The sequence below is a fragment of the Streptomyces sp. NBC_00442 genome (genome assembly GCF_036014195.1).
Classification (GTDB): domain Bacteria; phylum Actinomycetota; class Actinomycetes; order Streptomycetales; family Streptomycetaceae; genus Streptomyces.
Genome location: NZ_CP107918.1, coordinates 3,716,734 through 3,730,621 on the forward strand (window position 1 = coordinate 3,716,734; position 13,888 = coordinate 3,730,621).

Here is a 13,888-nt window from a genome sequence, read left to right on the forward strand (position 1 = left end):
CGAGAGAGCGTGCCCTGTGGCTGACGTACCTGCCGATCTTGCCGCAGTGTGGCCACGCGTGCTGGAACATCTCCTCGGGGAGGGGCAGCAGGGCATCGAGCCCAAGGACAAGCAGTGGATCGAGCGCTGCCAGCCGCTCGCGCTGGTGGCCGACACCGCGCTGCTCGCCGTCCCCAATGAATGGGGCAAGCGCGTGCTGGAAGGCCGGCTCGCCCCGCTGATCAGCGAGACCCTGAGCCGCGAGTGCGGCCGCACCATCCGGATCGCGATCACCGTCGACGACTCGGTGGGCGATCCCTCGCCGCCCGCCCCGCAGCAGCAGGCTCCGCAACAGCAGCAGCCGCGCTACCAGGACGACCACCCCTACGGCCGCCAGGCCGACGACGGCCTGGCGGCCGCGCGCCCCGCCTATCCCGGCGAGTACCAGCAGCGCTCCGAGCCGGGCGCCTGGCCGCGCGCCCAGGAAGACCTCTGGCAGCAGCCCCGGCTCGGCGGCTTCCAGGACCGCGACGCCCCGGGCGAGCAGTGGCGCGAGCCCTACGGCGCCCCGCGCCCGCAGCAGCCCCAGCACGACTACCGCTCCCCGCAGCTGCCCGAGCGCGGCCCGTACGACCAGGACCGCGGCCAGTACGACCAGGGCCGGGGCCAGTACGAGCAGCCCAAGCCGCAGTCGTACGAGCAGCAGCGCCACGACCAGCGGTCCGACCGGCGCGATCTCCCCGACGGGCAGCCCCCGCAGCGCGGCGGCTCCGGCCACCTCGCGCCGTCCCCCTCCGGCGGCGCGCCCGCGCAGGGCGGTCCGGGCGAGCCGCACGCGCGCCTGAACCCCAAGTACCTCTTCGACACCTTCGTCATCGGCTCGTCGAACCGGTTCGCGCACGCCGCGGCCGTCGCGGTCGCCGAGGCGCCGGCCAAGGCCTACAACCCCCTCTTCATCTACGGGGAGTCGGGCCTCGGCAAGACCCACCTCCTGCACGCGATCGGGCACTACGCGCGCAGTCTGTATCCCGGCACCCGGGTGCGGTACGTGAGCTCCGAGGAGTTCACCAACGAGTTCATCAACTCGATCCGCGACGGCAAGGGCGACACCTTCCGCAAGCGCTACCGCGATGTCGACATCCTCCTGGTGGACGACATCCAGTTCCTGGCTAGCAAGGAGTCGACGCAGGAGGAGTTCTTCCACACCTTCAATACGCTCCACAACGCCAACAAGCAGATCGTGCTGTCCTCGGACCGGCCGCCCAAGCAGCTGATGACCCTGGAGGACCGGCTGCGCAACCGCTTCGAGTGGGGTCTGACCACCGATGTGCAGCCGCCCGAGCTGGAGACGCGTATCGCGATCCTCCGTAAGAAGGCGGTGCAGGAGCAGCTCAACGCGCCGCCGGAGGTACTGGAGTTCATCGCGTCCCGGATCTCGCGGAACATCCGCGAGCTGGAGGGCGCGCTGATCCGCGTCACCGCGTTCGCCTCCCTGAACCGGCAGCCGGTGGACCTCGGGCTCACCGAGATCGTCCTGAAGGACCTGATCCCCGGCGGCGAGGACTCGGCGCCCGAGATCACCGCGAGCGCGATCATGGCCGCGACCGCCGACTACTTCGGTCTGACGGTGGAGGATCTCTGCGGATCCTCGCGCAGCCGCGTCCTGGTGACGGCCCGCCAGATCGCCATGTATCTGTGCCGCGAGCTCACGGATCTCTCGTTGCCCAAGATCGGGGCCCAGTTCGGCGGCCGCGACCACACGACGGTGATGCACGCCGACCGCAAGATCCGCGCGCTGATGGCGGAGCGCCGTTCCATCTACAACCAGGTCACCGAGCTCACCAACCGCATCAAGAACGGCTGAGCCGGCCGACGCACCACAGCTCCCAGGGCGCCCGGGGATTTATCCTCCGGGCGCCCTTCGGCGTTCCCGGAGCCCTTCCCGAGCCCTTCCCGAGCCCTCCGAGAGCCCCCGAAATGCGTGTGTGCGGGACCCGGGAAGCGTGTGTACGGGCTCGGGGGAAGCGTGTGTACGAGTCCGCCGGGCGTCGCGCTGTTCGAATACCGGCTGGTCAGAGGCGGTTCTCCACAGATCTGGGGACTTTTGGCCGTCCACACCCTGGGGACCGCGAAGTTGTCCAGATTGCGTCCACAGGCGCGGCGGCTGATACTCCATCACTCCAGGTCAACAGCCTGTGGATTTGTGGGCATCCTCGTTCCACAGCTTGTGGACGAATTCTCTGTCCACAGCCTGTGGGCGAAGTTGTCCACCGGTGACCCACAGGCCTCGGTCCGTTGTCCCCAGCTTCTCCACAGCCCTGTCCACTGTTCGGCAACGCAACACCCGCAATCACCGGACCGAGTGAAAGCCGTCACACCAAGGGGGCAGGTTGGCCTGTGGGGAACCGGGGTAAAGCTGGGGACAGGGCTGGGGAGAACCACCCCTCTTCTGTGCATGGGGTGTGCAGAACTTTCGGGCGTCCACAGAAACCATGAGTTGTCCACTGGTTCCACCCACAGGGCCGGTGGACAAAAAACTGGGTGTGACCTGCGCAAACGGGGTTATCCACGGTTTCCACAGGCCCTACTACTACTCCCACTTAGAGTTAGCTGGGAATCCGCTTCGAAGTGGGGCCTGTGCACAACTGCCCGCCGGAGCTCCCGACGCCGCTCGACGCGACTTGACCCCGACGCGCACCGACTGTCAGCGGCGTACGTCAGACTGGTCCCCGGCGACAGCGCCGACGACGAAAGCCAGCAGGGCGAGCCAGCAACAGCAGGAGGCGGTTCCGGTGAAGATCCGGGTGGAGCGCGATGTACTCGCGGAGGCGGTGGCCTGGGTGGCCCGCAGCCTCCCGGCCCGTCCGCCCGCGCCCGTACTCGCGGGCCTTCTTCTGAAGGCGGAGGACGGCGCGCTCAGCTTCTCCAGCTTCGACTACGAGGTCTCGGCGCGGGTCTCGGTGGACGCCGAGGTCGACGAGGACGGCACGGTGCTCGTCTCCGGCCGCCTGCTCGCCGACATCTGCCGCGCCCTGCCCAACCGTCCGGTGGAGATTTCCACAGACGGTGTACGGGCGACCGTGGTCTGCGGCTCCTCCCGCTTCACCCTCCACACCCTGCCCGTGGAGGAGTACCCGGCGCTGCCGCAGATGCCCACCGCCACCGGCACCGTTCCCGGTGAGGTCTTCGCCTCGGCCGCCGCCCAGGTCGCCATCGCGGCCGGCCGGGACGACACCCTGCCCGTCCTGACCGGCGTGCGCATCGAGATCGAGGGCGACACCGTCACCCTGGCCTCCACCGACCGCTACCGCTTCGCGGTCCGCGAGTTCCTGTGGAAGCCGGAGAACCCGGACGCCTCCGCGGTCGCCCTGGTGCCCGCCAAGACGCTCCTGGACACCGCCAAGGCGCTCACGAGCGGCGACACGGTCACCCTGGCGCTGTCGGGCTCCGGAGCGGGCGAGGGTCTGATCGGCTTCGAGGGCGCCGGCCGGCGCACCACCACCCGCCTCCTCGAGGGTGACCTGCCGAAGTACCGCACCCTCTTCCCCACCGAGTTCAACTCGGTCGCGGTGATCGAGACCGCCCCGTTCGTCGAGGCCGTCAAGCGCGTCTCCCTGGTGGCCGAGCGCAACACCCCCGTGCGGCTCACCTTCGAGCAGGGCGTGCTCATCCTGGAGGCCGGCTCCAGCGACGACGCACAGGCTGTGGAAAGGGTCGACGCCAACCTGGAGGGCGACGACATCTCGATCGCCTTCAACCCGACCTTCCTGCTCGACGGCCTGAGCGCGATCGACTCGCCGGTCGCCCAGCTGGCCTTCACCACCTCGACCAAGCCTGCGCTGCTCAGCGGCAAGCCCGCGCAGGACGCCGAGGCGGACGACGCGTACAAGTACCTGATCATGCCGGTGCGCCTGTCCGGCTGAGCGGCTTGAGGACGTACGCCCCGGGCACCCGGGGCGTACGTCTGAGCGGCTGACCCCGCAGGTGTGTACAGGGGCTCCGGCGTAGGCTCGGACGCGGGTACGAACGCCTCAACGTCAAAGGATTCTGTGATGGAGCTCGGTCTCGTCGGCCTCGGCAAAATGGGCGGCAACATGCGCGAGCGCATCCGCCGCGCAGGCCACACAGTCATCGGTTACGACCGCAACGCGGACGTCGCCGATGTCCACAGCCTCAAGGAGCTTGTGGACAGTCTCAAGGGCCCGCGCGTCGTGTGGGTGATGGTCCCCGCGGGCGCGGCGACGCAGTCCACCATCGACGAGCTCGCCGAGCTCCTGTCGCCCGGTGACATCGTCGTGGACGGCGGAAACTCGCGCTGGACGGACGACGAGAAGCACGCCGTCGAGCTGGGCCTCAAGGACATCGGCTTCGTCGACTGCGGCGTCTCCGGCGGCGTCTGGGGCCTGGAGAACGGCTACGCGCTGATGTACGGCGGCACCGCCGAGAACGTCGCGAAGGTCCAGCCGATCTTCGACGCGCTCAAGCCCGAGGGCGACTTCGGCGCGGTCCACGCCGGCAAGGTGGGCTCCGGCCACTTCTCCAAGATGGTTCACAACGGCATCGAGTACGCCATGATGCAGGCCTACGCCGAGGGCTGGGAACTCCTGGAGAAGGTCGACTCCGTCACCGACGTCCGCGAGGTGTTCCGCAGCTGGCAGGAGGGCACGGTCATCCGTTCCTGGCTGCTGGACCTCGCGGTCAACGCCCTGGACGACGACGAGCACCTCGACAAGCTGAAGGGCTTCGCGCAGGACTCCGGCGAGGGCCGGTGGACGGTCGAGGCCGCCATCGACAACGCCGTGCCGCTCCCCGCGATCACCGCGTCGCTGTTCGCCCGCTTCGCGTCCCGTCAGGACGACTCCCCGCAGATGAAGATGATCGCCGCCCTGCGCAACCAGTTCGGCGGCCACGCGGTCGAGTCCAAGTAGCTGTCAAGAGCAGTAGGTAAGCCGGGGGAGGTCGGCGACACCATGCACGTCACCCATCTCTCGCTGGCCGACTTCCGCTCGTACGCCCGGGTCGAGGTTCCGCTCGACCCGGGCGTCACCGCTTTCGTGGGCGCCAACGGCCAGGGCAAGACCAACCTGGTCGAAGCCGTCGGCTACCTCGCCTCGCTCGGCAGCCACCGGGTCTCGTCGGACGCGCCGCTGGTCCGCATGGGCGCCGAGCGCGCCGTGATCCGGGCCGCCGTCACCCAGGGCGAGCGCTCCCAGCTGATCGAGCTCGAACTGAACCCCGGCCGCGCCAACCGTGCCCGCATCAACAGGTCCTCGCAGGTCAGACCCCGCGACGTGCTGGGGATCGTACGGACGGTGCTGTTCGCGCCGGAGGACCTCGCCCTGGTCAAGGGCGACCCTGGTGAGCGGCGCCGCTTCCTCGACGAGCTGATCACCGCGCGCTCCCCCCGGATGGCGGCCGTGCGGTCCGACTACGACCGGGTGCTCAAGCAGCGCAACACCCTCCTGAAGTCCGCCGCGATGGCCCGCCGGCACGGCGGCCGCGGCATGGACCTGTCGACGCTCGACGTGTGGGACCAGCACCTTGCCCAGGCCGGCGCCGAACTGCTCGCCCAGCGCCTCGACCTGATCGCCGCCCTGCAGCCGCTCGCCGACAAGGCGTACGACCAACTGGCGCCGGGCGGCGGCCCGTTGACCCTGGAGTACAAGCCGTCCGCGCCCGGCACCGGGCACACCCGCGAGGAGCTGTACGGGCAGCTCATCGCGGCTTTCGCGGACGTCCGCAAGCAGGAGATCGAGCGCGGGGTGACGCTGGCGGGCCCGCACCGCGACGACCTGTCGCTGCGCCTGGGCGAGCTGCCGGCGAAGGGGTACGCGAGCCACGGCGAGTCGTGGTCGTACGCGCTGGCGCTGCGCCTCGCCTCGTACGACCTGCTGCGGGCCGAGGGAAACGAGCCGGTCCTCGTGCTCGACGACGTGTTCGCCGAGCTGGACGCCACGCGCCGTGAGCGGCTCGCCGAACTGGTGGCGCCGGGCGAGCAGGTCCTGGTGACGGCCGCGGTGGACGACGACGTTCCGGGCATCCTGGCGGGTGTGCGGTACGAGGTCGCGGCGGGCGAGGTGATCCGGGCATGAGCGAGACGTCCGGCGAGGGCGAGCAGCCCAAGGTGCCCGAATCCTCCGGCGTCGATCTGGCGCGTGTCGCGCTGCGCGCCGCCAAGGAGCAGGCCAGGGCGCGGGGCGACGCCGCGCAGCAGAAGAAGCAGGCCCGCAGGGGCGGCGGGCTCCGTTCCGGTGCCCGTGCGGACGGGCGCGATCCGCTGCCGCTGGGCGCCGCGATCAACCGGCTGATCAATGAGCGGGGCTGGGAGGCGCCCGCCGCGGTGGGCGGCGTGATGGGCCGCTGGCCGCAGATCGTCGGCGACGACCTGGCCAACCACTGCGTGCCGAAGTCCTACGACCAGGCCGAGGCGGTCCTCACCGTGCAGTGCGACTCGACGGCCTGGGCCACCGAGCTGCGCCTGTTCGCGCCCCAGCTGGTGGCGCGCATCAACGCCGACCTCGGCCACGGCACGGTCCGGCTGATCAAGGTGCTGGGACCGGGCGGGCCGCCGCAGCGGTACGGCCGGCTGCGGGCGCCGGGCAGCACGGGGCCGGGCGACACCTACGGGTGAGGGTGCACCGCGCGCTCGTGTGCCTCAGGCGCACCCCCTGTGACGTGGGAAAACGTGACTTCTGTGCGCCCTGGTACCGCGTGATGGCCCTGAGGCGTCCCTCACGGTAGTCGGAGGTTGACAGGCCGAAGCGCTGAAAGCCCGTGTGAGGCTCTTGGGGCCCCTCCCCGGATATGGGGAGTCGGAAGGCGCCCGCCCAGGGCGGCACATGCGGACTCAGGTACCGGCAAACCCCCATTCATGTCGGCGCTACCGGTAGACTGGTCAATAATCCCGCCGTCCTCGCGGGACCCACCGAAAGACGCGATCGGACGCTTGCCGCCACGGCGACGCCCGACGCCGACCATCGCTGAACGACGCAGCCGCTCCTGCCTGTACAGGGGAGGCTTGTGCTGTGCCAGAAAGGGCGCTTCGTGGCCGATTCCGGCAACCCCAACGAGAAGACCCCGTCCACTGCCGTCGGTGAGAACGGCGAGGTAACCACCTCGTACGACGCCAGCGCGATTACCGTCCTCGAAGGTCTGGACGCGGTCCGCAAGCGACCCGGCATGTACATCGGCTCGACCGGTGAGCGTGGTCTGCATCACCTTGTGTACGAGGTCGTCGACAACTCGGTCGACGAGGCCCTGGCCGGGCACGCGGACACGATCGACGTCACGATCCTGCCCGACGGCGGTGTCCGCGTGGTCGACAACGGCCGCGGCATCCCCGTGGGCATCGTTCCCTCCGAAGGGAAGCCGGCCGTCGAGGTCGTGCTCACCGTGCTGCACGCGGGCGGCAAGTTCGGCGGCGGCGGTTACGCGGTCTCCGGCGGTCTGCACGGCGTGGGCGTGTCCGTGGTGAACGCGCTGTCCACGAAGGTGGCCGTCGAGGTCAAGACCGACGGCTACCGCTGGACGCAGGACTACAAGCTGGGTGTCCCGACGGCGCCCCTCGCCCAGCACGAGGCCATCGAGAAGTCCGGCACGTCGGTCACCTTCTGGGCCGACGGCGACATCTTCGAGACCACCGAGTACTCCTTCGAGACGCTGTCGCGGCGCTTCCAGGAGATGGCCTTCCTCAACAAGGGCCTGACGATCAGACTCACCGACGAGCGCGAGTCGGCGCGGGCGGTCTCGGGAGCGGACTCCGCCGAGGAGGGCGAGGAGCCGCAGCCCCTCACGGTGACGTACTTCTACGAGGGCGGCATCGTCGACTTCGTGAAGTACCTCAACTCGCGCAAGGGCGAGCTGATCCACCCGACCGTGATCGACATCGAGGCCGAGGACAAGGAGCGACTCCTCTCGGCCGAGATCGCGATGCAGTGGAACTCTCAGTACTCCGAGGGCGTTTACTCCTTTGCGAACACCATCCACACGCATGAGGGGGGTACGCATGAGGAGGGATTCCGCGCCGCGCTCACGGGCCTGGTCAACCGGTACGCGCGCGACAAGAAGCTGCTGCGCGAGAAGGACGACAACCTCTCGGGCGAGGATATCCGCGAGGGTCTGACGGCGATCATCTCCGTCAAGCTGGGCGAGCCGCAGTTCGAGGGTCAGACCAAGACCAAGCTGGGCAACACCGAGGCGAAGACGTTCGTCCAGAAGGTCGTGCACGAGCACCTCACCGACTGGTTCGACCGCAACCCCGTCGAGGCCGCGGACATCATCCGCAAGTCCATCCAGGCGCAGACGGCGCGCGTCGCCGCCCGCAAGGCGCGCGACCTGACGCGTCGCAAGGGGCTCCTCGAATCGGCGTCGCTGCCCGGCAAGCTGTCGGACTGCCAGTCCAACGACCCCACCAAGTGCGAGATCTTCATCGTCGAGGGTGACTCCGCCGGTGGCTCGGCGAAGTCCGGCCGCAACCCGATGTACCAGGCGATCCTGCCCATCCGAGGCAAGATCCTGAACGTCGAGAAGGCGCGGATCGACAAGATCCTGCAGAACACCGAGGTCCAGGCGCTGATCTCGGCGTTCGGTACCGGGGTCCACGAGGACTTCGACATCGACAAGCTCCGCTATCACAAGATCATCCTGATGGCGGACGCCGACGTCGACGGCCAGCACATCAACACCCTGCTGCTGACCTTCCTGTTCCGCTTCATGCGGCCGCTGGTCGAGGCCGGACATGTGTACCTGTCACGCCCGCCGCTCTACAAGATCAAGTGGGGCCGGGACGACTTCGAGTACGCGTACTCCGACCGCGAGCGCGACGCGCTGGTGCAGCTCGGCAAGCAGAACGGCAAGCGCATCCGCGAGGACTCGATCCAGCGCTTCAAGGGTCTCGGAGAGATGAACGCCGAGGAGCTGCGCATCACCACGATGGACGTCGAGCACCGCGTGCTCGGCCAGGTCACCCTGGACGACGCGGCCCAGGCCGACGACCTGTTCTCGGTGCTGATGGGTGAGGACGTCGAGGCACGCCGCTCGTTCATCCAGCGCAACGCGCGGGACGTCCGCTTCCTCGACATCTGACTCGGTCTGTCGCTGACCGCTTCGAAAGGACTTGAGAACCAGCAATGGCCGACGAGAACACTCCTACGCCCACTGAAGCCGCTGCCGCCGCGGCCGCAGCCGAGGAAGCCCTCGCCCTGCGCATCGAGCCCGTCGGGCTCGAAACGGAGATGCAGCGCTCCTACCTCGACTACGCGATGTCCGTCATCGTCTCGCGTGCGCTGCCCGACGTGCGGGACGGCCTGAAGCCCGTCCACCGCCGCGTCCTGTACGCGATGTACGACGGTGGGTACCGGCCCGAGAAGGGCTTCTACAAGTGCGCCCGCGTCGTCGGTGACGTCATGGGTACCTACCACCCGCACGGCGACTCCTCGATCTACGACGCCTTGGTGCGCCTCGCCCAGCACTGGTCGATGCGCATGCCGCTGGTGGACTCCAACGGCAACTTCGGCTCCCCGGGCAACGACCCGGCCGCCGCCATGCGGTACACCGAGTGCAAGCTCATGCCGCTGGCCATGGAGATGGTCCGTGACATCGACGAGGAGACCGTCGACTTCACGGACAACTACGACGGCCGCAACCAGGAGCCGACGGTCCTGCCGGCGCGCTTCCCGAACCTTCTGGTCAACGGCTCGGCCGGCATCGCGGTCGGCATGGCGACCAACATCCCGCCGCACAACCTGCGCGAGGTCGCCGAGGGCGCCCAGTGGTACCTGGCGAACCCGGAGGCCTCGCACGAGGAGCTCCTGGACGCGCTGATGGAGCGCATCAAGGGCCCCGACTTCCCGACCGGCGCGCTCGTCGTGGGCCGCAAGGGCATCGAGGAGGCGTACCGCACCGGCCGCGGCTCCATCACCATGCGCGCGGTCGTCGCGGTCGAGGAGATCCAGAACCGCCAGTGCCTGGTGGTCACGGAGCTGCCGTACCAGACCAACCCCGACAACCTCGCGCAGAAGATCGCCGACCTGGTCAAGGACGGCAAGGTCGGCGGCATCGCCGACGTCCGGGACGAGACCAGCTCCCGTACCGGCCAGCGTCTGGTGATCGTCCTGAAGCGGGACGCGGTCGCCAAGGTCGTCCTGAACAACCTGTACAAGCACACCGATCTGCAGTCGAACTTCGGCGCCAACATGCTGGCCCTGGTCGACGGCGTGCCGCGCACCCTCTCGATCGACGCGTTCATCCGCCACTGGGTGACGCACCAGATCGAGGTCATCGTCCGGCGCACGAAGTTCCGCCTGCGCAAGGCCGAGGAGCGCGCCCACATCCTGCGCGGCCTGCTCAAGGCGCTCGACGCGATCGACGAGGTCATCGCGCTGATCCGGCGCAGCGACACGGTCGACGTGGCGCGCGTGGGCCTGATGGAGCTGCTGTCCATCGACGAGATCCAGGCCAACGCGATCCTGGAGATGCAGCTCCGCCGGCTCGCGGCGCTGGAGCGCCAGAAGATCGTCGCAGAGCACGACGAGCTCCAGGCGAAGATCAACGAGTACAACGCGATCCTCGCCTCGCCCGAGAAGCAGCGCGGGATCGTCAGCGAGGAACTGGCCGCGATCGTCGACAAGTTCGGCGACGACCGGCGCTCGGCCCTGGTGCCGTTCGACGGCGACATGTCCATCGAGGACCTGATCGCCGAAGAGGACATCGTCGTCACCATCACCAACGGCGGCTACGTCAAGCGCACCAAGACCGAGGACTACCGCTCGCAGAAGCGCGGCGGCAAGGGCGTGCGGGGCACCAAGCTGAAGCAGGACGACATCGTCGACCACTTCTTCGTCTCCACCACCCACCACTGGCTGCTGTTCTTCACGAACAAGGGCCGCGTCTACCGGGCGAAGGCGTACGAACTCCCCGACGCCGGGCGCGACGCGCGCGGCCAGCACGTCGCCAACCTCCTGGCCTTCCAGCCGGACGAGAAGATCGCCCAGATCCTCGCGATCCGCGACTACGACGCGGCGCCCTATCTGATCCTGGCCACCAAGGCCGGCCTGGTGAAGAAGACGTCGCTCAAGGACTACGACTCGCCTCGTTCGGGTGGTGTCATCGCCATCAACCTGCGGGAGACCGCGGACGGCGGCGACGACGAGCTGATCGGCGCGGAGCTGGTCTCGGCCGAGGACGACCTGCTGCTCGTCAGCAAGAAGGCGCAGTCCATCCGCTTCACGGCGACCGACGACGCGCTGCGCCCCATGGGGCGCGCCACGTCCGGCGTCAAGGGCATGAGTTTCCGCGAGGGAGACGAACTGCTCTCGATGAATGTCGTCAGGACCGGTACGTTCGTCTTCACCGCAACCGATGGCGGGTACGCGAAGCGCACCCCCGTCGACGAGTACCGCGTCCAGGGCCGCGGCGGCCTCGGCATCAAGGCCGCCAAGATCGTGGAGGACCGCGGCTCGCTCGTCGGCGCGCTGGTGGTCGAGGAAACGGACGAAATCCTCGCCATCACCCTCGGCGGCGGTGTGATTCGTACGCGAGTCAACGAGGTCAGGGAGACGGGCCGTGACACCATGGGCGTCCAACTGATCAACCTGGGCAAGCGCGATGCCGTCGTCGGTATCGCCCGTAACGCCGAGGCGGGCAGCGAGGCCGAAGAGGTCGACGGGGCCGACGACGCCGAGGGCGCTATTGCCGAGGCTGCTGCCGAGGGCGTCCAGCCGTCGGCCGGGGAGCACGAGGAGTAAAGCGTGAGTGGAGCCACGGGCGCCGGAGCGGCCGCTTCCGGAGCAAACGGTGCCCGTGGCCCTGCCGCGGACTCCCAGGGGGTAACGGTGACGGAGACCCGCGGGGCCAAGGGCCGGGCGGAGTACGAGGGTGGCGGCGCGCTGCCCGGCGAGCGCGAGAAGACCGCGCACGGCGGACAGCAGCCCTACCATCCGCCGCAGGCGTATCCGGCGCCGCAGCGCACCGGTGAGGGAATGCGGCGGCCGCGCACGGGGGCCCGCACGGCGCCCCGTACGCGCAAGGCCCGGCTGCGGGTGGCCAAGGCCGACCCGTGGTCGGTGATGAAGGTCAGCTTCCTGCTGTCCATCGCGCTCGGCATCTGCACGGTCATCGCGGCCGCGGTGCTGTGGATGGTCATGGACGCCATGGGTGTGTTCTCCACGGTCGGCGGCACGATCAGCGAGGCCACCGGCTCGAACGAGTCCAACGGCTTCGACCTCCAGTCGTTCCTGTCGCTGCCGCGGGTGCTGCTCTTCACCTCGGTCATCGCGGTGATCGACGTGGTGCTCGCCACGGCGCTCGCGACGCTCGGCGCCTTCATCTACAACCTCTCGGCGGGCTTCGTGGGCGGTGTCGAGCTCACTCTGGCCGAGGACGAGTAGCCGCAGTTCACGGCGGCTCGCATATCGATTTTGGGACTGGCCGTCCCGTGCGCTAATCTTCAGAGGTCGGCGCGCGGGACATCCCGCGAGACGCGGCGGGGCTATAGCTCAGTTGGTTAGAGCGCATCCCTGATAAGGATGAGGCCACAGGTTCAAATCCTGTTAGCCCCACAGTGACGAAGACCCCCAACCGATCGCGGTTGGGGGTCTTCGGCGTTTCCGAGCCCGGCCTGTGGGTGGGTATGGGTGTGGGTTTCGGCCGGGCCTGGGTGGGCTGGGGGCTTGGGAGTCGGGGTCTGAGGGCTTGGACCCGGGTGGGGCCGTGGGCGGGGCTGGGGTGAGCCGTGGGGGTGTGGCGTCCGGGGAGCCGAGGGGTGGGGCAGGCCCGGTTCGCCGGAGACGGGGCGCCGGCGTGCTGGACGGCGCCGGCCTCGGCGCCGGCGTGCTGGACGGTGACGGAACAGGTGTCGTCGGCGGGGCGTCGGAGTGCCGGGGACAGGAGCTCCGGACGCCGAAGAGCCCGGCAACTCCGAGGAGTTGCCGGGCTCGCAGCTCGGGCAGAGCGGGTGGGGTCAGGAGGACGGGGTTTCCGCTGCGGCCGGGTCTTCGGCCGGCTCCGCGGCGCCGTCGTCGCCCGACGTGGGGTCGTCCGCCGTGTCGCGGACGTCACCGCGGTGGCGGGAGGAGGGCGAGGAGCCGTGGGCCTCGGCACGGATGCGCTGCTTCATGGTGGGCGGCAGCGCCGACGCGGCGGGCAGGGCCCATTGCACGGCCGGCGCAACGGAGGTGGCCGGTTCGCTGCGGTTGTACGTCACGTCGTGCTGCGGTACGGAAGCCGAGGGGGCGGCGGCGGCAGTGGCCTGGCCGGCCAGGCCGAGGGAGGCGAGGAGCGCGACCAGCGCGCCGATGAGTGCGGTCCACCAGGTCGTGAGCTTGCTGGTTGCCATGACGTCCTCGCTTCTTCCGTAAGCAGACATGTGCTGTTGGGTTGCCCGAATTGCGTTGTATCCGATGATGTGTGGGGGCGGTCGGCGAGGCGAGGAGCGACGCACCGTATCGACGGATCTTCCGATGAACTACACACGGATGGAGCATCACCGGTCGATATCGATCGGTGTGTATAGTCGGGCGACAGAGGTCCCTTACGTCAAGGAAAGACGAGGTCGCGCGGTGAAGAAGCTTCTCCTGGTCGCACTGGCCGCCATCGGCGGGCTCCTCGTGTACCGCCAGATCCAGGCGGATCGCGCCGAGCAGGATCTGTGGACGGAGGCGACCGACTCCGTGCCCGCAGGTTCGGGTGTGTGAGACCGAAAGACCCGGTTGCGAAGCCCCGGCCACTGAGGTGGCCGGGGCTTCGTGCTGTCCCGGGGCAGGCCCCGGGCGCCGGCGAGTTCACGTGAGCTAAGAGTTGACTTGCGAGGGCAAAGGTGGGCGGGGCGACGTGAGGACGAGGCACAGCAGGTCCCGGGCGGCAGCACATCCAGCCACTGCGCACGCGGTGGCTTCCGTATATATGGCGCTGC

The 13,888-nt window shown here is 69.0% G+C and carries 10 protein-coding genes and 1 tRNA gene; 10 read left to right on the top strand and 1 reads right to left on the bottom strand.

Features of this window, described 5'->3' with window-relative positions:
* Positions 1 to 16: 16 nt before the first annotated feature.
* The 9 genes from dnaA (at position 17) to OG432_RS16880 (ending at position 12,536) form a co-directional block, all read left to right on the top strand.
* Positions 17 to 1,843 carry a chromosomal replication initiator protein DnaA gene (dnaA, locus tag OG432_RS16840; RefSeq protein WP_328311753.1) on the top strand — a complete coding sequence of 609 codons (1,827 nt, stop codon included), beginning with the start codon at positions 17 to 19 and terminating at the stop codon, positions 1,841 to 1,843.
* A 928-nt stretch (positions 1,844 to 2,771) separates the two neighbouring features.
* Positions 2,772 to 3,902: a DNA polymerase III subunit beta gene (gene dnaN, locus OG432_RS16845; protein WP_328311754.1), complete on the top strand. Its 1,131-nt coding sequence runs from the start codon at positions 2,772 to 2,774 to the stop codon at positions 3,900 to 3,902.
* Positions 3,903 to 4,031: 129 nt separating this feature from the next.
* Complete coding sequence (gnd, locus tag OG432_RS16850; protein ID WP_328311755.1) at positions 4,032 to 4,907, top strand: phosphogluconate dehydrogenase (NAD(+)-dependent, decarboxylating); 876 nt, start codon at positions 4,032 to 4,034, stop codon at positions 4,905 to 4,907.
* 42 nt (positions 4,908 to 4,949) lie between these two features.
* Positions 4,950 to 6,071: a DNA replication/repair protein RecF gene (gene recF, locus OG432_RS16855; protein WP_328311756.1), complete on the top strand. Its 1,122-nt coding sequence runs from the start codon at positions 4,950 to 4,952 to the stop codon at positions 6,069 to 6,071.
* Positions 6,068 to 6,610, top strand: coding sequence for a DUF721 domain-containing protein (locus OG432_RS16860; RefSeq protein ID WP_328311757.1), 543 nt, complete (start codon positions 6,068 to 6,070; stop codon positions 6,608 to 6,610). Before recF ends, OG432_RS16860 begins: the two co-directional genes overlap by 4 nt.
* A gap of 389 nt (positions 6,611 to 6,999) precedes the next feature.
* Positions 7,000 to 9,063 (top strand): DNA topoisomerase (ATP-hydrolyzing) subunit B, encoded by a 2,064-nt coding sequence (gyrB, locus tag OG432_RS16865; protein WP_328311758.1) that lies wholly within the window; start codon positions 7,000 to 7,002, stop codon positions 9,061 to 9,063.
* Positions 9,064 to 9,107: 44 nt separating this feature from the next.
* Positions 9,108 to 11,723: a DNA gyrase subunit A gene (gene gyrA / locus OG432_RS16870; protein ID WP_328311759.1), complete on the top strand. Its 2,616-nt coding sequence runs from the start codon at positions 9,108 to 9,110 to the stop codon at positions 11,721 to 11,723.
* 3 nt (positions 11,724 to 11,726) lie between these two features.
* A complete protein-coding gene (locus OG432_RS16875; protein ID WP_443058401.1) occupies positions 11,727 to 12,365 on the top strand; it encodes a DUF3566 domain-containing protein in 639 nt (212 codons plus the stop codon).
* A gap of 97 nt (positions 12,366 to 12,462) precedes the next feature.
* Positions 12,463 to 12,536: transfer RNA gene (locus OG432_RS16880), tRNA-Ile, on the top strand.
* Between the two features lie 401 nt (positions 12,537 to 12,937).
* Here OG432_RS16880 and OG432_RS16885 read toward each other — a convergent pair.
* The gene (locus OG432_RS16885; RefSeq protein WP_328311761.1) at positions 12,938 to 13,312 is read right to left on the bottom strand and encodes a DUF6344 domain-containing protein; all 375 of its coding nucleotides are present in this window, start codon (positions 13,310 to 13,312) and stop codon (positions 12,938 to 12,940) included.
* A gap of 223 nt (positions 13,313 to 13,535) precedes the next feature.
* On the opposite strand from OG432_RS16885, the gene OG432_RS16890 reads away from it, so the two are divergent.
* The gene (locus tag OG432_RS16890; protein WP_003958712.1) at positions 13,536 to 13,670 is read left to right on the top strand and encodes a DLW-39 family protein; all 135 of its coding nucleotides are present in this window, start codon (positions 13,536 to 13,538) and stop codon (positions 13,668 to 13,670) included.
* Positions 13,671 to 13,888 lie beyond the last annotated feature (218 nt).